The following is a 19,992-nucleotide window of genomic DNA, read 5'->3' as shown; positions in this document are numbered from 1 at the left end:
GCCTGGCCGGTATTGCGACTCATTTTGAACAGACCTCGTGTGAACACGAGTGCGCAGTGGCGATATCCCTGAGCGCGAGGGCGAAAGTCGATCCGCTGGAATTTGAATGATATGATCTCTAAATCCATTCAGCGCCGAACATTTACCTTCATCGGCTTCGGCACGGCACTGCTCGCCGTAGCGATCATGTCCTTGGTAATTCAAGGTGCATCGTCCGGGTTCTTCACACTGTGCCTCGCGCGTCTTCCCGCGGCGGATCCGGCGAACCTCTGGCGCGAGTGGAGTTTCGCCCCCGCAGTCGCGTTCCCTATGGCCTTTGCCACCCTCCTATACGTGCTTGGTTTCAGGCGGCTTGAGTTTCCAAGTGAGCGGCCCACGATTGCTGAGAGGGTTTTCTTCACCGGGGGGATGTTGGTGCTCGGGGTTGCCGTACTCTCGCCGCTTTGCCGAATGGCATCAACGCTGGCATGGGCTCACATGTTGCAGCACGTTGCGCTCGTTGCGGTCGCTCCGCCACTGCTTTTATTAAGCAATCCGGGAAGGGTACTAAGCACGGGGCTGTCGTTAGGCTGGGGTCGATCACGTGCCCGACGACCTATCCGGAGTGATCATTTCCTTTTCGTCAGTGGCGCCTATGGTGCGGCGATATGGTTCTGGCATGTTCCACTTTTTTACGAGGCTGCGCTGCTCAATGAGAGTGTTCATCTTCTCATGTACGGTACTCTGCTGACGGTCAGCTTCACCTTTTGGAAGGCAGTGATCGACGCAGTACGGGCACCTAGCGAGCGCTCCGGCGTCGTGGCTTTCAGCCTCTTCGGAACGATTCTGCACACAGGTCTGCTCGGCGCGCTTCTGACGTTCTCGCAAGCGATCTGGTATCCATTGATCGCACTGAGGGTGATGTCTTGGGGAATTTCCCCACTTCAGGACCAGCAGCTCGCTGGCCTCATCATGTGGGTGCCGATGGGAATGATCTATCTTGCTGCGGGGCTGGCTGTTGTTGGATCCTGGCTAAGCGCATTGGACCGGCCAAACCGAGTTCGAGGTTGAAAGCTTGACTCCCAGTGGACGGCTGCAACGGGCGGATGGAGCTGGTTTTCTCCGCAACAGGCGATGGCGAACGCAGTGATACGTCAGGACCGCGTCATCTCCAGCGGCTTGTAGCCCCACCTATAACCTATGCGCTAAGATAGGTGTTGCAGCGGGGAATCGGTTGTGATTCTACGCTGCGATGACTCACGAATCGCTTGTAGATGACGGCTGGGCCGAGACGATTGAACTCCTCGGCGGTGAAGAGTTGATCACAGGGAGTGCTCGCGAGACGAGGGCGTTCCTGCGGCCGCGGGGTGTCAGGTCGGCTACTGATCTGTTGCGCCTGACGCTGGCTTATTGCCTTGGCAAGGTGGGCATGCGGGGCGTCGTGGCCTGGGCGGCGGCAAGCGGGATCGCCGACATCTCGGATGTGGCGTTGCTCGGCCGGCTGCGCAATGCAGGGCCGTGGCTGCAGCAGTTGATTGGGTATCTTTTGAAGCGCGAGGAGAAAGGCCTGGCCAAAGGCCGGCTGATCCGCATCCTCGATGCGACGGCGGTTGCCAAGGCCGGTGTGCATGAGAAGAAGAACAATGGCCTTTGGCGGATGCACTGCGCCTTCGAGCTTGAGCGCGAGCAGTTCGATTTCATCGAGATCACCGACCAGAGCGAGGCCGAGCTGATCGACCGCGTGCCGGTGATACCGGGCGAGATCCGCATCGGCGACCGCGCCTATCTGCAGGCCGAGCGGATCGCAAAGGTCCTGGCGCAAGGCGGCGACGTTCTCGTGCGCGCGGCGTGGAAGAATGTGCGATGGCTCGACGCCAGCGGCACGGCGTTCGATCTCATCGGCCACCTGAAGAGCTGCCGCGAGGAGGTCATCGAAACGCCTGTCTGGCTGGGCCTCAAGAAGGGCGATCCCCTGAAGATGCGCCTGATCGCCTTGCGCAAATCCGAGGCCGCGGCACAAGAAGCACGACGCAAGATCAACAAGGAAGCCAAGGCCAAGGGCACGCAGGTTCGACAGGAGACGCTGATTGCTGCCGGCTTCGTGATCCTTGTGACCTCGCTCGACCAGGATGAGTTTGACGCCGACACAGTTCTCAAGCTCTATCGCATGCGCTGGCGCATCGAGCTCGCCTTCAAACGTCTGAAGAGCCTGATCGGACTGCGCGCTCCCCCCGCCAAAGACCCAAGGATCGCAAAGCCTTGGATTCTTGCCCACTTCCTCATCGCGCTTGTGACCGAACCCCTCTCGCAGGAGTTTGGTGTCTCTCCCCCTTGAGCGACGGGCGCCCGCTACTGTGGCGCGCCACCCGCCAGATCGTCGCCTCTCTGATCGCAGCGATCTTTGCTCAACCTCCCTTGGCAATCCTGCGCCAAAATCTCCCTGCCTTGCGACATCGATGGCGTGAGCCACCACGAAAGCGCAAATTTCAGTCCATGCCAAAACTATCTTAGCGCATATGAACCTATAACCGAGGAGACGGCCTAACGTCCGGTCGGAAGACACTACGCGCAAGGATTTGTGTGGTGTGGCTTGCAACCGTCACTGCCCCCATCCGTTCCCAAGCAATTCAGGAAGTGGAATGCATGGGCCGCCATTCGCACATTGAGATCGAAAAAGGCACTCGGCTTATCATAGCGCTTGCGCTGAATGTCGGAATTACAGTGGCGCAAATCGTCGGTGGCCTGCTCTCGGGCAGCTTGGCTGTACTCGCGGACGCCGCCCACAACGCCAGCGATGCGGCCTCGCTTGGCATCTCGTGGGCGGCATGGCGGCTATCGCGACGCAAGGCCGACGAGCACCGGACATTTGGTTATCGTCGCGCCGAAACGATCGGCGCGCTTATCAACCTCACGACCTTGTTCTTAATTGCTCTCTATTTGCTCTATGAGGCAGTAGACCGATTCTTCAATCCCCAGGAGGTCGGAGGGTGGGTCATGATCATCGTCGGAGCGGTCGCGGCGGTTGAAGACGCGCTATCTGTCTGGATCCTTTCGAAGGATCGCGGCCTCAATATAAGAAGTGCGTACCTGCACATGATTGCCGACACGCTGGCCACGGTTGGTGTGGTGATCGGGGGCGTTCTCATTCTGCTGTTCGACGTCATATGGGTCGATTCGGTGATAACGGCCGTCATTGCCTTGTATATCTTTGTCCATGGCTATTACGAGATTCGGAAAGCCATCGACATTCTAATGGAGAGCGCGCCTGCCGATTTCGATCTTCAGGGCATGGTAGCCGAGGTGCGAGGTTTCGAAGGCGTGGAAGACATACATCACGTCCATGTTTGGCGACCGGATGAAGAAAGGCTGGCAATGGAAGCGCATCTGATGGTCTCAGAGCGAGACCTGATGAAAGCCGATATCCTGAAGCGAGAAATAAAGGCCCGGCTCCGCGATCGATTCGGACTGGACCACGTCATGCTGGAAGCCGAATACGCGCCAACCGTCGATCACGATCGGGCTGTAATCCGTCGAGAGTAACGATCAGTTGCAGCCAATCGTCCGCCTTTGAGCGCTTAAGTAAGCCTTTGCCGCCTTACAACGCCGGTTCAATTCAATTACACTTCATGAACGCGTCGCGTTGGCGAAGCGAGCTTCCAAAAAGATGCTGTATTTCGAGATGCCGAAGCAGATCACGAAATAGATCGCCGCGATAAACAAATAGGTCTCAGCGAAAGGACTCGGCCAATCCGGGTCGGTGAGGGCAGCCTTTCCAGCGCTTAAAAGATCGAAGAGTCCGACGACCAACACGAGCGCGGTGTTCTTGACCATGACGATGACGGTGTTGGTAAGTGGTGGGATCACATTGCGCAGCGCCTGCGGAAGCACAATGAGACGCGTCGTCTGCACCCAGGAGAGCCCCAGCGCGCGAGCTGCTTCCGGCTGGCCAGCCGGGATCGATTGGAGGCCCCCGCGCACCACTTCCGCGATGTAGGCTGCGGAAAAAACGGTTAGCGCCACGCAGGCACGTGCCAGTTTGTCCAGGGTCATTCCATCGGGCAGCATGACCGGCAGCATGATCGAGGCCATGAAAAGAAGGCTGACGAGAGGGAGACCGCGGATGATCTCGATCAGGCCTATCGAGAGAAGTCTTGGCACGGGCAAGACCGACCGGCGCCCGAGGGCCAGAACGACACCGAACGGAAATCCAATACCCAGAGCGGATATAGCCAGGAGCAGGGTTACCGGCAGCCCGCCCCAATAGGCCGTCGGGACTGGGGCGAGTCCAAAAACACCTCCAGACATGAGCGTCAAGAATGCGGCGGTGCCGACAATCCAGCCGACCAGGAGCGAGCGCCGCCAAGCGGCGGGCTGAAGGCTCACCACGACAAGGATCATGACCACAATCGATCCCAACAGCGGACGCCATTGCTGTTCTGGCGGATAGATGCCAAACAGGATCTGACGGTATTTGGCGCGCAAAAACGCCCAGCAGGCGCCGTCCGCCTCGCGGCATGCCGTTCCTTCCGAGGGTGACCAGATTGCATCCAGAATGCCCCACCGGATGAGGTTCGGAAGCGTGAGGAGAAGAAAGGCAAGGGCCGCCAGCGTCAGCGCGGCGCTTACGATGTCGCCGAAGAGGACGTGCCAGAGGGGCTTCTTGGCTTCCACCGGGCGCTCGACAACGGTCGCACTGACCGAAACCGTGTTGAATTGCTCGGCGACCATAGTCATCGCTGCACCAGTGCCACGCTGGCATTATACCAGTTCATGAACAGAGAGATCGACAAGCTGATAGAGAGGTAGACCGCCATCAGGATTGCCACGCCCTCTATTGCCTGGTTTGTCTGATTGATGGTCGTGGCGACCACTGCGGCGAAATCCGGATAGCCGACCGCCAGAGCGAGGGTCGTGTTCTTCACGACATTGAGATATTGGCTGGTCATGGGGGGAACCATCAGCCGTAGCGCCTGGGGCAAAACAACCAGCCGCAGGATTTGTCGCTCCCGAAGGCCGACTGCCCATCCGGCCTCCCATTGGCCCTTCGGGACCGCGGCAATGGCGCCGCGAACGATTTCGGCAACAAAGGCGGCCGTGTACAATACCAGGCCGACCATCAGCGCCGTGAATTCCGGCGTCAGGGTAGCACCGCCTTCGAAGTTGAACCCGGACAGCGCTGGCCAGTCGAAACGGACGGTGCCCGTGGCAATGGCAGCGGCGATACCGACTGCCGACATCGCCAAGATGGTTTTGTGGATGAGAGATCTTCGCTTCAAAAGGCGGCCGTCCCGTCGGGAAATCGCCGCAATTGAGATGCTCGCAGCAATTCCGGCGACTCCAATCATCAAGAGAAGTGCGATTGTTTCGTTCCACACCGGCCAGGGAAAGAAGAGGCCGCGCAATGACAGAAAGACACCCGGAACCGGTTCCAGGGCCGCGCGGGAGGCTGGCATGGCCAGCGTGAGAAGCCCGTACCAGAAGAGAAGCTGCACGACGAGGGGTGTGTTGCGGAAGACCTCGACGTAGACCCCGGCCATATTTGCCACGACTGGGTTCGCCGAGCGGCGGCCCATGCCGATAACGGCGCCGAGGATCGTGGCGATTACGATCGTCAGGATCGAGACGTGGAGCGTATTAATCAGCCCTACCGTAAAGGCCCGCAGGTAGGAAGACGTCGGATCATAGGCGATCAGGCTCTCGGCAATTGGGAAGCGCGCGGCGCCGGACAAGAACTCGAAACCAGTCCGGATGCCTCGCCGCGCGAGGTTTTCGGCGGTGTTCACCGCTAGCCAGGAGATCGTGCCTACGAACCCGGCGAGGATGACGATCTGGATGAACCAGGCGCGAACGCGGACATCGTACCAAATCCGGCCCATCACGTTTGTCATCCCTGTCCCTTGCCCGTCAGTTGAAGACCAGCGGGAACATCAGACCGCCATCACGCGCCAAGCGATTGTAGCCGCGCTCCAACTTGATGGGGCTATCTTTGCCCACGTTGCGGTCGAAAATCTCGCTATAGTTGCCGATCTGCTTGATGATGTTATAGGCCCATTTTTCATCGAGCCCGAGCGCCTCGCCATTGCCCGGCTCGACCCCAAGGAATCGCTGAACCTTCGGATCGTCGGATTCCACCAACTGATCCACATTCGCCTGGGTTATGCCCAGATCCTCGGCGGCGATCAGTGCCTGGAACGACCACTTGACGATGTCGAAGAACTGTTCGTCGCCATGTCTGACCGCCGGCGCCAGCGCTTCATAATGGCCGCTTGCGGGAATGATGGCGTAGTCATCCGGATTTTTCGCCTGGGTGGCGCGGGAGGATGCAAGCGCAGAAGCATCGGAGATGAGGGCGTCGCAGCGTCCCCCGAAGAAGGCCTGGCGTGTCGCCGGCACATTGTCGAACAGAATGGGTTTTAAACCGAGGGTGTATTTTCGGTCGAGGTCAGCGAGTGTCACCTCCGTCGTCGAGCCCGACTGGAGACAGACGGACGCCCCCTTCATGTCCTTGGCTTCGCTAATGCCCAAACTCTTGGGGAGTATGAACGCGTCATACTCGTAATAGTTGGTGAACGTGAAGTTCACGCCGTTGGCGTCTCGCCGCAGCGTCCAGGTTGTCGTCCGTGGGAGCACGTCGATCTCGCCCGTTTGCAGAGCGATGAGGCGTTGTGCACCGTTGAGCGGGACGAAGCGGGCCTTCTCCTTGTCCCCGAGAATAGCAACCGCAATCGCACGGCAGGTGTCTACGTCGAGCCCTCGCCAGACCCCCTTTTCATCCGGTGCGGAGAAGCCCTGGTTTCCCTGGCTTGCGCCGCAGATGACGTAGTCTCGCTTTTTGATCTGCTCGACGGTCTGCTGGGCAAACGATTGTTCGGGAGCCAACACGGTAGCGGCGAGCAATGCCACGTAGGCAGATATACTCCATTTCATTTCAGTCACCTCTGGATTGCCATGTTGTTTCCAGCTCGGTGCCGGCAATGCGACCGGGCCGCGCCTGCTTTGCGCCGGCGATTACGGAGAGAAAACCGGTCAGATCCTCGATCAGGTCAATGACATTCTCGAGTCCGATCGAGAGGCGCACCACCTGCCCATCCGGTAGCCAGTCAAGGTCTGGCCGGCTGTCGCGGGGATCGCTCGGAGCCATCAGACTGGTTGCCCCGCCCCAACTCGCGCCAATCTTGAAATACCTCAGCGACCCGAACGCTTGCTGCAGAGCTCCTTTGGACGCTGGCGCAAATACGAGCGAAAACACGCCGTTGGAGCCGTCGAAGTCTCGTTTCCAAATCTCATGCCCGGGATGACTTTGAAGAGAGGGATGAAGCACCTTGGCGATAGCATCATGGGAACGGATTGCCTCGAGGATCTGAATTGCCGAGCGCTCCGACTGGCGCAGGCGGAGCGGCAGTGTCTTCAAGCCACGGGCGCATAGAAAGCAATCGTCTGGATTCACACCCAGTCCGAGCAGGCGGGCTGTATCCTTGAGCTTTCTGAACAGCGTTTCGTCCCGCACAGCGAGCGAGCCCATCAGAAGGTCGGAATGGCCGCTCGCATATTTCGACAGCGACTGCATTGAGATATCCGCGCCATGGACAAGCGGATTGAAGAGGATCGGCGTCGCCCAGGTGTTATCCGCAGCTACCACAGCACCGACCCCGCGCGCGGCCGCTACAACGGCAGGCAGGTCTTGGACTTCAAAGGTCACCGAGCCCGGTGATTCGAGCCAAACCAGGCTGGTCCGCACGTCAAGCAACTCGGCGATGCCGGTCCCGATCATCGGGTCGTAGCCGACGGTCTCTATGCCCAGCGCCTGAAGCAATCTGCTGGCCAGCAAACGCGCTGGCCCGTACATCGAGAACGGCATCAGGATTCGGTCGCCGGTTTTGGCCACCGCCAGGCATACCAGGGCGATTGCCGAGAGGCCTGAGGGCGTCAGCAGCGCGCGTGTCGCGCCCTCAAGCGCTGCGATCTGCCGTTCGAGCGCTCTCGAGGTGGGCGTGCCGTAGAGCCCGTAGGAATAGCCGTCATAGATCCGCTCGTGACGCGATTCGAATGCCTCCGCTGTTTCGAATACGACCGTGGAAGCCCGATGTATCGGAAGGGATAACCCCCCGAACTCGCTGTCGTCAGCGGAGGGGGGATGGACATGTAGCGTTTCGTTTTGCATGCGGTTCCTGCTTTCCGGCAACTACGAAACCATAATTGACCTATTCAAGCCATGACCGCAGTAGTACGACTCCATTCAAATTTGACATGGAAGACCGAATGAACCTGAGGGATGTTGAAGTATTCCATGCCATTATGATCAGCGGCGGTGCTAGCAGCGCCGCCGAGCTGATGGGGATGTCGCAGCCGTCAGTGAGCCGGTCGCTGGCGAAGCTCGAGCGCTCGGTCGGTTTTTCCTTGTTTCAGCGCGTCAAAGGAAGGCTCGCCGTTACGAGAGAGGGGCGGCTCTTTCACGAGGAGGTCGTGCGGAACTTCGTCGGCTTGGACGCTTTGCGGCAAGCAGCACTGAGGATCCGCGAGGTCGGCGAAGGAACCGTTCGCGTCGCCTCGCTCGCTGCGCTCGGAACCGGCCTGGTTCCCCGTGCTGTCGCTCAATTTCTGCAACAGCATCCCAACGTGCATGTCTCGCTTCAGGTGCGAACGTCGTCAATCGTCCGGGATCTCGTATTATCCGGACAGGTGGATATCGGCCTGGCGGCCGATGAGATCGATACGAGCGGCCTTCATTCCAGCGTCTTCGCAACGCCGCGCGCGATGTGCGTGGTGCCGAAACATCATCGGCTTGCTTCTCGCGCGGTGGTTCGATTATCCGACCTGCACCACGAGAGATTTGTCGCGCTGTCGCCGGAGGATACGGTCCGCCAGACACTGGACCGGATGCTCGCGGCGAACAACATCGAGCCTCATATTGTGGTCGACACGCCGTTTTCGGCGACGGTCATAACACTCGTCGCCGAAGGTGCGGGGATCGGAATTGCCAATCCGTTTTCCATCGACCCGGCAAGGCGGAGCCAACTCGCGATCGTTCCGTTCGAGCCGCAGCTCAACTTCCGGGCCCTTATTCTGCGTCCACCCGGCGATGCCGCCTCGCGCCTCGTGAGTGCCTTTGTGGGAATGCTGTACGACGCGCGGAACGCATTTCGCCCACTTACATCAGGTGAAGCCACGTGACTGGGGGGCACTAGGTTCGCGAAAACTGCGGCCGCCATCGTCACTTTCCCGAGTTCCTCGAAACGGCCACGCCGATCGGATGCTGTTTCGTTAGAACGCTGGCCGCGAGACGCTCTCGCGGCCAGAACGGGTACTGGATCTTACCTATTTTACCGATCCGGTCGGCATGTGTTTGGTCTTGGAAGGGATTTGCGAAGCGTAGGCGATAACGTGATAAATCAGGTTCTGCTCGACCACGCCGCGGAACAGGTGTGCCCACGGGCCAGCCGCGAAAATTGCGACGTCATCGCCCGCATGTGTTTCGCTCTCTTCCAGTGGAACCAGCGCCTGCTGAAGATAGTCAACCTCGGTCGTGTCGACGCCACTAAGGTCCGCGCGCGGTTCAGCCTTGGCGCCAGGCCCGTTGGCGTAGCTCAGCGTCGTGTACGGCTTCTTGTCGTCGCCTTCGCCGGCAACGCCTAGGATCGGATTGTTGCGCTGCGGGTAGCCATTGATCGTCATTGTATGGCTATGATCGGCCGTCAGGATTATCAGGGTTTCCTCGGGATTGACCCTGTCGAACGCGGCTTGGACCGCATCGGCAACAGCAATCGTGTCGGTCAGCGCACGAGCAGCATTGCCGGCATGGTGGGCGTGATCGACGCGACCAGCCTCCACCATCAAAACGAAGCCTTGGTCGTTCTTCGAGAGGACGTCGATGGCCTTCGATGTCATTTCGGCGATCGAAGGTTCTCCACCCTTATCATTGGCGCGATCGGCTTCGTATTGCATGTGGGAGCGTTCGAATAACCCGAAGATACGGCCGGTATTTTCCGGATCGATTGCGTCGAAATCCGCCTTGTTCCAGACATAGGCGCCGTCATTGTACTTCGCCTTCCACTCCTCGACGAGATTGCGGCCGTCTTTGCGCGAGCCCGTCTTGTCCGCCGCTTCAGGGTCGGCGAGTTCGGCCGGCAAGAAATTGCTGCGGCCGCCGCCGAGCATGACCTCGAAGCCGTTGCCGGCGTTCCATTCGATCAGCTGCGTCGCGATATCCTTGCAGCCGTTCTGCTTGGCCTCGTCGGTCAGGTTGGCGTCGCTTTCCCAGTCGCGCGCCACAGTGTGGGCATAGGTCGCAGCCGGAGTCGCGTGCGTGATGCGTGCCGTCGAGATGACGCCGGTCGCCATGCCGGCCTTTTCAGCGAGTTCGAAAATCGTCTCGGCCTCCGCGCCTTTCTGGCTGGCGCAGTTTTCGAGCTTAGCGTTCTGCGTCACTCCGATCGTGCCGTTCAGCGATTTGACGCCTGCCGTCATCGCGGTCGCGGTCGGTGCGGAGTCGGCCACCTGAGAATCGTGGGTGTAGGTCTTCGCGAGAGCGGTGTAGGGCAAGAGCCGTTCGTAGGCTAGGGAATTGGATTCACCGTCGACACCGCGCCGCTGGCCTTCATAGATACGCGCGGCAGTGATCGTCGGAATGCTGAGTCCATCAACGACGAACAGTATGACGTTCTTGGCGCGACCGGTTTTTGGCTGCTCGGCAAGCTTGGAGAACAACTCCTGCTGGGCCGCCATGAAGTAGCTATCGGTTGCCTGCGGCAGCTCCGCCTGCTGCGCTAGAGCGGCTGCGGGCAACCCCGCGGAAGCTGTGCCGAATAGGAGTGCCTTGAAGAGCCTGGTCATCGAAATGGTCCCTTTCCCGAGGATCAATGAACGGCCTGTCTGCGTTGAACTGCGGCCGGTCTCATCCATTTAGAAGGTCGATGTAACAGTGGTGTGTAGTCTCTGATTTTTCCATGCAGAAGTCGGCTTACAACCAGATCAACTTGTGTCTCGATGGCATCCGGCCAGCGGGGCGCGGAGACTGCCGCGCCTGACGACCTCACTGGGTCCGGTATTTTGTCCGCGCGACAAGGCCGCAGAGCTCAACAACGAGACCCGCAGAGATATGGCGTTGACCCTGGCATTCCTTTCCTGAATTCTCGATGCCGCAAGATGTCCGCGCTTATTGCGGACGTGACACGGCCCGGCCCGAGGTATGCAGCATGATCCCGTTTCACTCGCCATATCGACATGGGTTCGTCCGTATTGCCGCTTGCGTGCCGCGTATCGACGTCGCGAATCCCGTGTTCAATCTCGAGCGCACACGAGAATTGCTGCAGCAAGGTCAAGAAGAACGGATCGCACTGATGGTCTTTCCCGAGCTCGGCCTGTCGGCTTATGCAATAGACGACCTCCTGCAGCAGGATGCGCTGCTGGACGCGGTCGAGGCCGCTATCGCGCAGCTTGTCGCCGACAGTTCGGAACTGTTTTCCGCTTTTGTAGTCGGCGCGCCGCTGCGGCTCCAAGGTAGGCTGTACAACACCGCGGTAATCATCCACGCAGGCCGCATTCTCGGCGTAGTCCCTAAAGCCTATTTGCCCAATTATCGCGAGTTCTATGAGAAGCGGCATTTCACGCCGGGCGCGCACGTTCGCGGCGGGAATATCGAACTACTCGGCGCCGCGGTTCCGTTTGGCGTGGACTTACTCTTCCGCTCGAGCGGCACTTGTCCGTTCACCTTCCACGTCGAGATCTGCGAGGACGTGTGGGTGCCTCAACCGCCAAGTACGGCCGCTGCGCTTGCGGGAGCCGAAATCCTGCTCAATCTGTCGGCAAGCAACATCACCATCGGCAAGGCCGAGGACCGGCGCCTCCTCTGTGGCTCGCAGTCCATGCGTTGCATCGCCGCCTATGCGTACTCGGCCGCAGGACCAGGAGAATCGACGACCGATCTGGCTTGGGATGGCCACGCGGCGATCTTCGAGAACGGCGTTCGGCTCGCCGAAACGGAACGGTTCTCCACCCGGTCAACGATTGCGGTGAGCGACGTCGACTTGGGCCTGCTTCGGCAAGAGAGAATCCGGCGCGGCAGCTTTGGCGACTGCAGCCGCGCCATGGGCGTGCGGCCCGATGATTTTCGGACAGTGATCCTCGAATTGAATGCTCCCGAAGATTCATTGCTGCTCCGGCGCAGCGTGGAGCGGTTCCCGTACGTGCCATCCGATCCTGCGAAGCTCGCCGAGAATTGCCACGAGGCCTACAACATCCAAGTCCAGGGACTGGCAAAGCGGCTGGAGGCGACCAGGATCGAGAAGGTCGTCATCGGCGTTTCGGGCGGCCTCGACTCGACGCAGGCGCTGCTTGTCTGCGGTCGCGTCATGGATCGGCTCGAGCTCCCGCGCACCAACATCCTCGCCTATACCTTGCCGGGCTTCGCCACGGGAGAGACCACCAAGAGCAACGCATGGGCATTGATGAAGGCAGTAGGCGCGTCGGCTGAGGAGATCGACATCCGTCCCGCCGCGCGGCAGTTGCTAGCCGATCTCCATCACCCCTTCGCCGCTGGAGACCCGGTCCACGACGTAACCTTCGAGAACGTGCAGGCGGGCCTGCGGACCGACTATCTGTTCCGCCTCGCCAACTATCACAACGCGCTGGTGGTCGGGACGGGCGACCTTTCCGAAATCGCACTCGGCTGGTCCACCTACGGGGTCGGCGACCACATGTCCCATTACAATGTGAACGCGTCAGTGCCGAAGACCCTGATCCAGCATCTGATCCGCTTCGTGGCGGCATCCGGCGACGTGCGGAAGGCGACCGCCTCACTTCTTCACGCAATTCTCGCCACCGAAATATCGCCGGAACTTGTCCCTGTCGCTGAAGGCACCCGCCCGCAGTCGACGGAGGCGGCGGTCGGCCCGTATGCACTCCAGGATTTCAATCTCTACTATGTCACCCGGTACGGCTTCGTGCCGTCCAAAATCGCTTACCTTTCATGGAATGCTTGGAGCGACGCGGAGCGGGGAGCGTGGCCTGCCAATATCCCGGATGAGGCGCGGCGCGCTTACGATCTTGCCGAGATCCGGAAATGGCTGAAGCTTTTCCTGTTCCGCTTTTTCACGATCAGCCAGTTCAAGCGGTCGGCGATGCCAAATGGCCCAAAAATCTCCTCCGGTGGGGCACTCTCGCCGCGCGGCGATTGGCGGGCGCCCTCGGATTCCTCAGCCGGGGTGTGGCTGGACGAACTGGAGTGCAACGTTCCAACGTAGTATGCGAGGGGGCTACGGAGCTATTTTTCGCCGTCGCGCTTTTTCTGGTATCGCGCCCTCAGCCAGAATAGAAGGAAAAAGGCCGCCACGAACAGGATGGCAAATCCCCCTGCGGCGCCGGTCGAAAAGTTGCCGATGGCGATGGTTACGGTAGATAGATAAAGTGGCGCCGTCGCGAAGACGGCCATGATGCACGCTGAGGCAATAAGCGCATTCCGGTCTTTGCGTTCTATTTTCCCCAGAGGTCGACGTCCGCGGGCGACGAACTGGGCGAGGGTTTGACGACCCAAGCCCTTGCTTCCATGCCCGCGCAACTCGGAGACAGCCTCGTGCCTCTTTTTCGTTCGACCTCGATCGCCGCAGGGGGCGCGGTCGCCGGTATCTTTTGAGCCCTTTGTTGAGCGCACGTCAGTCAATCCTGCGGATCGGCCGCCGTTGAGGCTTCGACGTAAACCTGCAGGCGATGGCCTACGACTTTATAACCGTGTTGAGCGGCCAAATTGTCCAGCAGCGTCTCAAGTTCGGGGGAGTGGAATTCGATGAGCTTTCCAGTTTTGTGGTCGACTAAATGATCATGATGCAGGCGACCTGCCAGTTCATAACGCGAGCGACCATGCTCAAACGTGTGACGGATGACCATTCCAGCCTCGACGAGCTGCCGTAGGTTGCGATAGACCGTGGAAAGAGAGATGCGTCTGTTTACTGCCTGGATGCGCCGGTGCAACTCCACTATATCGGGATAATCCGCCATTTCAGAAATGACGCTGATGATGATCCGTCGTGGCCCGGTGATCCGAAGCCCTTTCGAGCGGCACATCGCTTCAACTATTTCCCTTTGTTCCGGCGCCGGCTGGTTTGGTTCCATGAGAGGTATTGGCGCGCACTTGCCGCTATGATTCAAGAGCTCAGTTTCACGCCTGAGCAGAACGGTGCGAACTGATGACCCGCCCACGGTGAGCGTTCTGATGCTCTTGTTTGGAAACAGGTGGCCACGAAGGACAAGCGGCACTCCTCCTGGCGGCGGATTCCCATCCCAAATCGTCCTGCGGCTTGGCCGATTAACGATTTCTCGGCTTCTTTCGACTAGTGAGTGACCGCTTAACGAATAACGTCCGACGGATCGGGTTTCATGCCAGCACCAGTCTTTTTACGATGCGTGTTCTTTCTGATTTCGGTTGCCTTCGTCGTTGCGCCGGCGACTGAACGAGCCTTTGCGAAGGCCGCCGAATGCACCGGTGGCAACCTGATGGCAGCTCTAGAAAAAGCGATCCGGCGCTTCTCGAGAAGATAAAAGCGGAGGCCGCGGGCACTCCGAATGGCAAGGGGCTGCTATGGAAAGTTGAGAGAGACCGGCAAGAGCCATCGTACCTCTACGGCACGATGCATGTGACCGACCCGCGCGTCGTCAGTCTGAAGCCGAATGCTCAATCAGCGTTCGACGCTTCAAAGACCGTTGTGATCGAAACGACCGAGGTTCTGGATCAGGCAAAAATGTTGGCTAGTTTGATGCAGAAGCCGGAGTTGATGATGTTCACCGACGGCACGACCCTCACATCACTGCTTTCGCCCGAAGATGCGGCAAGGTTGAACAAGGCGCTAGAAGCGCGCGGCATTTCCCCCGCGAGCGTCTCCAAGATGAAGCCCTGGATGTTGTCAGCCATGCTTGCACTGCCGGCATGCGAAATGGTGCGGAAGGCCGGCGGAGCAGCGATCCTAGATATAAAGCTGGCCGAGGCATCCAAAGCGACTGGCAAGAATCTCGAAGGTCTGGAGACAGTCTCGGATCAATTTGAGGCGATGGCGTCCCTGCCGATGGAAATTCCATATGAAAGGCCTCGTGGATACGGCCCGGCTAGGCGATCGCATCGATGACGTCACGGAAACGATGATCGCCCTCTATCAGGAAGAGGAGATCGGAACAATCTGGCCGCTGTTTCGCGCGGTGATGCCGAGCGGCAGCGCCAGCGAGCCCGGCTATGCGGCGTTCGAGGAAACCATGGTGATCACCCGCAACAAAACTATGATTGACAGGGCGGCGCCGATCCTTTTCAAAGGCAGCGCGTTTATCGCCATCGGCGCCCTTCATCTGCCGGGTCCCGACGGGCTCATCGAACTCCTTCGCAAGGGCGGATATACGGTTTCTGCCGTGAATTAGCTTGCCGTTTCGAGCCGGACCGCCTCAAGAGCGAAGTTGGCGGCCTTTGAACCTTAGGCCGTAGCTGCCAAACGCCCCATGACAATTTCAGCGGCGGGACCGCCACATGCCAAGCCATACGCTTGGCGCGCGGGGAACAACGCTCGCCATGCCCGGAACGTACCCATATAGATTCGCCGTGAAGAATGGAAAGACCAGGTATGCCAGCTCGGTGATCCCGCTGGGGTGAAAAACATGCACGCGAGATAATAGCCAAATTTGATACCCACGTCCCACGAGGTACCGGACAGAAGCCATGCTCCGGCGAAGGCGGAGAGTAGAATCAGTCGAAAACGAGCTGATCCGACAAGCCTTCCAACGCGAACGCAGCCGCTAAGCTGGCGACAATGAGATTTGTATCTTGGCGCAAAAAAACCCCTTGTCCCTCTAGTTGCTAGAGGAACTAGGCTGGGGTTGATGACGGATCCGGAAGGCAATCGGAAGGCGCGACGCAATGGATGAAACTGTGCTCAAAAGTCGGTTCAAGGTCGAGGGCATGGACTGCGCTAGCTGCGCCAAAAAAGTCGATGTCGCAGCGAGACGGGTCGACGGCGTCAAGGACGTTTCGGTTTCGGTCACGGCCGGCACCATGACGATCGAACATCGTCCCGAGGCTGATGTCGCAAAGGTTGCAAAGCTGGTGAGGAGCCTTGGCTACAAGGTTGCGCCCCTCGGCTTGGCGCAAACAAAAACCGGCTCCCAGCTCGAGATCGACACAACGGACCATGATCACCGCGATCATTCCAAGCCCGCGCACGGCACAGACCGTCACGAGGAAGAAAAGGCCGGTCGTCACGACCATGGGCCCGCTGGCCTCCATGGCCACGATCACGGAAGCGAAGAGGGCCCGTGGTGGAAGGCCGCGAAGGCCAGGCTGACAATCCTTTGTGGCCTCGCGCTCGGCGCAGCCTTCGTCCTCGCAAAACTGGTTCCTGATACCGAGCCCTGGGCGTTCATCGCCGCAATGGCGGTTGGACTCATACCAATCGCTCGACGGGCCGTGATGGCGGCCCTTAACGGTTCGCCGTTCACCATTGAAACGTTGATGACGATCGCAGCAGTCGGCGCGGTGATCATCAACGCCAGCGAGGAAGCCGCAGTCGTCGTCTTCCTGTTTCTTGTCGGTGAACTGCTGGAGGGTGTAGCAGCCGGCCGGGCTCGTGCCAGCATCAAGGCTCTCGCCAATCTGGTACCCAAGACAGCGCTCTTGGAAATTGACGGAAAAACGTCGGAGGTTCCCGCCGAAAGCCTTGCCGTGGGCGCGACCATTCTCGTGCGGCCGGGAGACCGTGTTCCAGCGGATGGGACGATTATCTCTGGGTCAAGCTCGATTGACGAGTCGCCGGTGACCGGCGAGTCCGTGCCGAAACCGAAGGGCCCCGAGGATCAGGTCTTTGCCGGAACGATCAACCAGGACGCGCCGATCCGGGTCAAGGTTACGGCCGCCGCGGCCGACAATACGATCGCGCGCATTATTCAACTGGTCGAGAAGGCGCAGGAATCAAAGGCGCCTACCGAGAGGTTCATCGATCGCTTTTCGACATACTATACGCCCGGGGTCATGGTTGTCGCCGCCCTGATTGCGGTCGTGCCGCCGCTGGGGTTTGGCGGGGGCTGGTCGGAATGGATCTATAAGGGTCTCGCGATATTGTTGATCGGCTGCCCCTGCGCTCTTGTCATCTCCACGCCGGCCGCTATCGCGGCAAGTCTTTCGGCGGGCGCCCGCAGGGGACTGCTGATGAAAGGCGGCGCGGTGCTCGAGTCCCTGGGCAAGATCACCAAGGTTGCCCTCGACAAGACGGGTACGCTTACCGAGGGCAAGCCGAAAGTCACCGATGTAATTGCCGCGGCGCGATCCGAAGCCGAAACGCTGACGCTGGCCGCCGATTTGGAAATTGGGTCCAGTCACCCGCTTGCGATGGCCATCTTAGCAAAAGCGCGAGAGCAGGGCATCAATCCGACCTCGGCTAGCGACGCACGGGCGATCGGCGGCGAGGGCGTCGTCGGAACTGTCAACGGCGTTGAGCTTTTCCTCGGCTCTCCGCAAGCGGTGGAAAAGCGGACGCCGCTCACTCAGGAGCTTCGGGACCGAATCGCAACGCTCAACGACGATGGAAAATCGGTCTCGATTCTGCTTGTTGGCAAGCAGGTGGCGGGCATCATCGCTATGCGCGACGAACCGCGCGACGACGCAAAGGAAGGCATCGCCGCGCTGAAAGAGCTCGGCGTCGGCGCCGTGATGCTGACCGGGGACAACAGGCGCACGGCTGCAGCCGTAGCAAAGAGTCTTGGCCTCGAGCCTCGAGCCGAACTGTTGCCCGAAGACAAGCAGCGGATCGTCGGCGAGCTAAAGAAGGCCGGTCATTTCGTGGGCAAGGTGGGCGACGGCATCAATGATGCGCCGGCGCTCGCTGCAGCCGACGTCGGCATCGCAATGGGTGGTGGCACCGACGTAGCGCTGGAAACTGCGGATGCCGCAGTTCTTCACGGCAGGGTAAAAGACATCGCCGCCATGATCGCGCTGTCCCGAGCCACGATGACAAACATCACCCAGAACATAGTGATTTCCCTTGGCCTGAAGGCGGTCTTTTTGGTCACCACTGTCGTGGGAATCACCGGGCTTTGGCCGGCAATTCTCGCGGATACCGGCGCCACGGTGCTCGTCACGGCCAACGCCATGAGGCTGCTTGCCTGGCGCGGGCTCAAGTGATTCCAGCGTTCGTTCCCGAACGAGGTTGCTGGATCCTTGCATGACGTGCTCTCTCCAAAGCCACGCAACCGTGTAAGGAAAACTCGTGTCAATCGAAGTATCGGCAATTGGATTGGTAACGGCGGCGCTGGCCGGCGCAATTTCCTTCGTTTCGCCTTGCGTCCTGCCTCTCGTTCCGGGCTATCTGTCGTTTGTCTCCAACGGTGTTGATCCGGCTTCGAGTCGCTTGATCGATCGCTTTCGGGTGACGTGGCCTGCGCTCTGCTTTGTCACCGGCTTCACTACGGTATTCGTGCTCCTTGGTCTGGGGGCACAGGCCCTAGGCGGACTGCTGCTTCGCTACAGTGCCGAAGCAAACCTCGTCGGTGGGCTGCTGGTGGTCGTCTTTGGACTGATGATGACGGGCTTGTTCAAAATCCCCTTCCTGATGCGCGAATTTCGATCGCTCGGACCACGTTCGGTAGCAGGTCCAGGCAGCGCATACGTGCTCGGTCTCGCCTTCGCGTTTGGATGGACGCCCTGCATCGGACCTGTGCTGGGTTCCATACTGACCGTGTCGGCGATGTCGGCAAGCAGCGGCGCCGTCTTGCTCGCGGCCTATGGTCTTGGCCTGGGCGTACCGTTCCTGTTGGCGGCATTGCTCTTTGGCAATGCCGCGGCGGGGCTGAAGCGCCTGCGCTATACCGGGCGGATTCTGAACTTGGTGGCCGGCGCAGTGATGATCACGATGGGCGTGCTGATGATGACCGGACGCCTACAGCTGATTGCTTTTTGGTTGCTCGAGCGGTTTCCTCGCTTGGGATCGATCGGCTAATGCGCCGCCCAAGCCCTACTTCACAGCAGCAACGTGCTGCTCCTGACCTTCGCGTATCGCGATCCAGCGTCCTGTATGCTCGCTCGCCTGCCGTTTCAGGTATAGGTAGCCTGTCTCGTCCCAAGGACGGACGTCATCGTTCAGATTATCGAGGATAAAGTCACCGCGATCCGTTCGGACAGTAAGAACCGCGTGGCCTTCGCCATTGCGTTGGCGAACCACCGTGATCAGGAGATTGGACGCAGGTGTCCCTTCTTGCATCAGGATGCGACGCTTCAGAAGCACGTAGTCTTCGCAATCTCCCGTGTTCTTCGGGTAAGTCCAATATTCATCCTTGCCGAAAATGTCGCTGTCGCTCATCGGCCTGACGGCCTTGTTGACAGCCAATGATACGGCCGCAAGCCTCATGCGAAATGCGTCCGTCATGCGCTCTGGCTCAGGATCGACCGAACGAATTGCGCACTCCCGCGGAAACCGCTTGCAGAACTCCAGGTGGCCGATCGGTTGCGACGTCAGATCGCCCGTCGGCATTGGGCCGGAGCCCGCGTACGCGTAGTCCGCCTCAGCGTTCGCTAAGGCAAGGCCTAACAGCAGGCTCGCAAAAAGGCGGCCTTGTGCCCCGATGCCGATCATCGTGAAACCCCCTGCCCATGTTTTCTTCTCGTTAAGAGAACGTTAATGGTTCACGCGGTGCCTGGTCAATTGCAAGAAGGTCACACCTTTCGGGTAAACGCCGACGGCGATTTGGCGGAACCAGCGTGGAGCTGAAATCCGACCGGACACTGCGCTTCTTCGCGAGTTTCGGCGCCTTGTAGCGCCCCGTACAAGGTCGCGTCACTCCTGGAGTGCGGCGCTCAAGAGCGATAGCAGCGTCTCGAGCGCGGACCGTCGTCCGTGCCAAGGATTGTCACAGCGCCGGAACTGTGCTCCAGCACCGCAACGAGCCGCAGATTGCCATCGATCTACATTATCGAGTATCTGAGCCATACCAACCAAGTCGAAAGTGCGCCTTCTGCCCGCGGTCTGACGGAGGAGGATCGGACCAGATACGTAGCGA

Annotated in this window: 17 protein-coding genes; 9 read left to right on the top strand and 8 right to left on the bottom strand. The window is 59.6% G+C overall.

Annotated features, from left to right (window positions below; genetic code table 11):
• Positions 1 to 111: 111 nt before the first annotated feature.
• The 3 genes from BQ8482_RS27245 to BQ8482_RS27235 all read left to right on the top strand — a co-directional run bounded on the left by BQ8482_RS27245 (position 112) and on the right by BQ8482_RS27235 (position 3,519).
• A complete protein-coding gene (locus tag BQ8482_RS27245) occupies positions 112 to 1,050 on the top strand; it encodes a cytochrome c oxidase assembly protein (protein ID WP_123150425.1) in 939 nt (312 codons plus the stop codon).
• 181 nt (positions 1,051 to 1,231) lie between these two features.
• Positions 1,232 to 2,314 carry a transposase gene (locus tag BQ8482_RS27240; RefSeq protein WP_123150424.1) on the top strand — a complete coding sequence of 361 codons (1,083 nt, stop codon included), beginning with the start codon at positions 1,232 to 1,234 and terminating at the stop codon, positions 2,312 to 2,314.
• A gap of 308 nt (positions 2,315 to 2,622) precedes the next feature.
• On the top strand, positions 2,623 to 3,519 hold the full coding sequence (locus tag BQ8482_RS27235) for a cation diffusion facilitator family transporter (RefSeq protein WP_123150423.1): 897 nt from the start codon (positions 2,623 to 2,625) through the stop codon (positions 3,517 to 3,519).
• An 84-nt stretch (positions 3,520 to 3,603) separates the two neighbouring features.
• Here the strand turns inward: BQ8482_RS27235 and BQ8482_RS27230 are convergent, their stop codons facing one another.
• From BQ8482_RS27230 to BQ8482_RS27215, 4 genes are all read right to left on the bottom strand, one after another.
• Entirely contained in the window at positions 3,604 to 4,707 is a 1,104-nt protein-coding gene (locus BQ8482_RS27230) for an amino acid ABC transporter permease (RefSeq protein ID WP_123150422.1), read from the bottom strand.
• 2 nt (positions 4,708 to 4,709) lie between these two features.
• Positions 4,710 to 5,708, bottom strand: coding sequence for an amino acid ABC transporter permease (locus BQ8482_RS27225; protein WP_244602987.1), 999 nt, complete (start codon positions 5,706 to 5,708; stop codon positions 4,710 to 4,712).
• 175 nt (positions 5,709 to 5,883) lie between these two features.
• Positions 5,884 to 6,882 carry an amino acid ABC transporter substrate-binding protein gene (locus BQ8482_RS27220; RefSeq protein WP_244602986.1) on the bottom strand — a complete coding sequence of 333 codons (999 nt, stop codon included), beginning with the start codon at positions 6,880 to 6,882 and terminating at the stop codon, positions 5,884 to 5,886.
• 25 nt (positions 6,883 to 6,907) lie between these two features.
• On the bottom strand, positions 6,908 to 8,140 hold the full coding sequence (locus BQ8482_RS27215) for a trans-sulfuration enzyme family protein (protein WP_123150419.1): 1,233 nt from the start codon (positions 8,138 to 8,140) through the stop codon (positions 6,908 to 6,910).
• Positions 8,141 to 8,238: 98 nt separating this feature from the next.
• Here BQ8482_RS27215 and BQ8482_RS27210 point away from each other — a divergent pair, with 98 nt between their 5' ends.
• On the top strand, positions 8,239 to 9,150 hold the full coding sequence (locus BQ8482_RS27210; RefSeq protein ID WP_123150418.1) for a LysR family transcriptional regulator: 912 nt from the start codon (positions 8,239 to 8,241) through the stop codon (positions 9,148 to 9,150).
• Positions 9,151 to 9,294: 144 nt separating this feature from the next.
• Here the strand turns inward: BQ8482_RS27210 and BQ8482_RS27205 are convergent, their stop codons facing one another.
• Entirely contained in the window at positions 9,295 to 10,809 is a 1,515-nt protein-coding gene (locus BQ8482_RS27205) for an alkaline phosphatase family protein (protein WP_123150417.1), read from the bottom strand.
• A 362-nt stretch (positions 10,810 to 11,171) separates the two neighbouring features.
• On the opposite strand from BQ8482_RS27205, the gene BQ8482_RS27200 reads away from it, so the two are divergent.
• Entirely contained in the window at positions 11,172 to 13,217 is a 2,046-nt protein-coding gene (locus BQ8482_RS27200; RefSeq protein WP_123150416.1) for an NAD(+) synthase, read from the top strand.
• A gap of 20 nt (positions 13,218 to 13,237) precedes the next feature.
• Here BQ8482_RS27200 and BQ8482_RS37850 read toward each other — a convergent pair whose 3' ends face one another.
• On the bottom strand, positions 13,238 to 13,624 hold the full coding sequence (locus tag BQ8482_RS37850) for a hypothetical protein (protein WP_133254844.1): 387 nt from the start codon (positions 13,622 to 13,624) through the stop codon (positions 13,238 to 13,240).
• A gap of 5 nt (positions 13,625 to 13,629) precedes the next feature.
• Entirely contained in the window at positions 13,630 to 14,226 is a 597-nt protein-coding gene (locus BQ8482_RS27195) for a Fur family transcriptional regulator (protein WP_244602985.1), read from the bottom strand.
• Positions 14,227 to 14,444: 218 nt separating this feature from the next.
• On the opposite strand from BQ8482_RS27195, the gene BQ8482_RS27190 reads away from it, so the two are divergent.
• The 4 genes from BQ8482_RS27190 (at position 14,445) to BQ8482_RS27180 (ending at position 18,935) form a co-directional block, all read left to right on the top strand.
• The gene (locus BQ8482_RS27190) at positions 14,445 to 15,089 is read left to right on the top strand and encodes a TraB/GumN family protein (RefSeq protein ID WP_342210989.1); all 645 of its coding nucleotides are present in this window, start codon (positions 14,445 to 14,447) and stop codon (positions 15,087 to 15,089) included.
• 13 nt (positions 15,090 to 15,102) lie between these two features.
• Positions 15,103 to 15,372, top strand: coding sequence for a TraB/GumN family protein (locus BQ8482_RS40385; RefSeq protein WP_342210988.1), 270 nt, complete (start codon positions 15,103 to 15,105; stop codon positions 15,370 to 15,372).
• 493 nt (positions 15,373 to 15,865) lie between these two features.
• Positions 15,866 to 18,121, top strand: a complete 2,256-nt coding sequence (locus tag BQ8482_RS27185) for a heavy metal translocating P-type ATPase (protein ID WP_123150414.1) — start codon at positions 15,866 to 15,868, stop codon at positions 18,119 to 18,121.
• A gap of 112 nt (positions 18,122 to 18,233) precedes the next feature.
• Positions 18,234 to 18,935 carry a cytochrome c biogenesis CcdA family protein gene (locus tag BQ8482_RS27180; protein ID WP_244602984.1) on the top strand — a complete coding sequence of 234 codons (702 nt, stop codon included), beginning with the start codon at positions 18,234 to 18,236 and terminating at the stop codon, positions 18,933 to 18,935.
• 15 nt (positions 18,936 to 18,950) lie between these two features.
• Here the strand turns inward: BQ8482_RS27180 and BQ8482_RS27175 are convergent, their stop codons facing one another.
• The gene (locus BQ8482_RS27175; RefSeq protein WP_425294139.1) at positions 18,951 to 19,568 is read right to left on the bottom strand and encodes a transglutaminase-like cysteine peptidase; all 618 of its coding nucleotides are present in this window, start codon (positions 19,566 to 19,568) and stop codon (positions 18,951 to 18,953) included.
• Between the last annotated feature and the right edge of the window lie 424 nt (positions 19,569 to 19,992).

The sequence above is a fragment of the Mesorhizobium delmotii genome (genome assembly GCF_900149755.1).
Taxonomy (GTDB): Bacteria; Pseudomonadota; Alphaproteobacteria; order Rhizobiales; family Rhizobiaceae; genus Mesorhizobium; species Mesorhizobium delmotii.
Note: the sequence above shows the minus strand (reverse complement) of the source record. Positions and strands in the feature narration are given on the sequence as shown.

Excerpts from the sequence above, each read along its gene's own strand:
- BQ8482_RS27245 (WP_123150425.1), top strand. The coding sequence starts at position 112 with ATGATCTCTAAATCCATTCAGCGCCGAACATTTACCTTCATCGGCTTC.
- BQ8482_RS27240 (WP_123150424.1), top strand. The coding sequence starts at position 1,232 with ATGACTCACGAATCGCTTGTAGATGACGGCTGGGCCGAGACGATTGAA.
- BQ8482_RS27235 (WP_123150423.1), top strand. The coding sequence starts at position 2,623 with ATGGGCCGCCATTCGCACATTGAGATCGAAAAAGGCACTCGGCTTATC.
- BQ8482_RS27230 (WP_123150422.1), bottom strand. The coding sequence starts at position 4,707 with ATGGTCGCCGAGCAATTCAACACGGTTTCGGTCAGTGCGACCGTTGTC.
- BQ8482_RS27215 (WP_123150419.1), bottom strand. The coding sequence starts at position 8,140 with ATGCAAAACGAAACGCTACATGTCCATCCCCCCTCCGCTGACGACAGC.
- BQ8482_RS27210 (WP_123150418.1), top strand. The coding sequence starts at position 8,239 with ATGAACCTGAGGGATGTTGAAGTATTCCATGCCATTATGATCAGCGGC.
- BQ8482_RS27205 (WP_123150417.1), bottom strand. The coding sequence starts at position 10,809 with ATGACCAGGCTCTTCAAGGCACTCCTATTCGGCACAGCTTCCGCGGGG.
- BQ8482_RS27200 (WP_123150416.1), top strand. The coding sequence starts at position 11,172 with ATGATCCCGTTTCACTCGCCATATCGACATGGGTTCGTCCGTATTGCC.
- BQ8482_RS27190 (WP_342210989.1), top strand. The coding sequence starts at position 14,445 with ATGCACCGGTGGCAACCTGATGGCAGCTCTAGAAAAAGCGATCCGGCG.
- BQ8482_RS40385 (WP_342210988.1), top strand. The coding sequence starts at position 15,103 with ATGATCGCCCTCTATCAGGAAGAGGAGATCGGAACAATCTGGCCGCTG.
- BQ8482_RS27185 (WP_123150414.1), top strand. The coding sequence starts at position 15,866 with ATGGATGAAACTGTGCTCAAAAGTCGGTTCAAGGTCGAGGGCATGGAC.
- BQ8482_RS27175 (WP_425294139.1), bottom strand. The coding sequence starts at position 19,568 with ATGATCGGCATCGGGGCACAAGGCCGCCTTTTTGCGAGCCTGCTGTTA.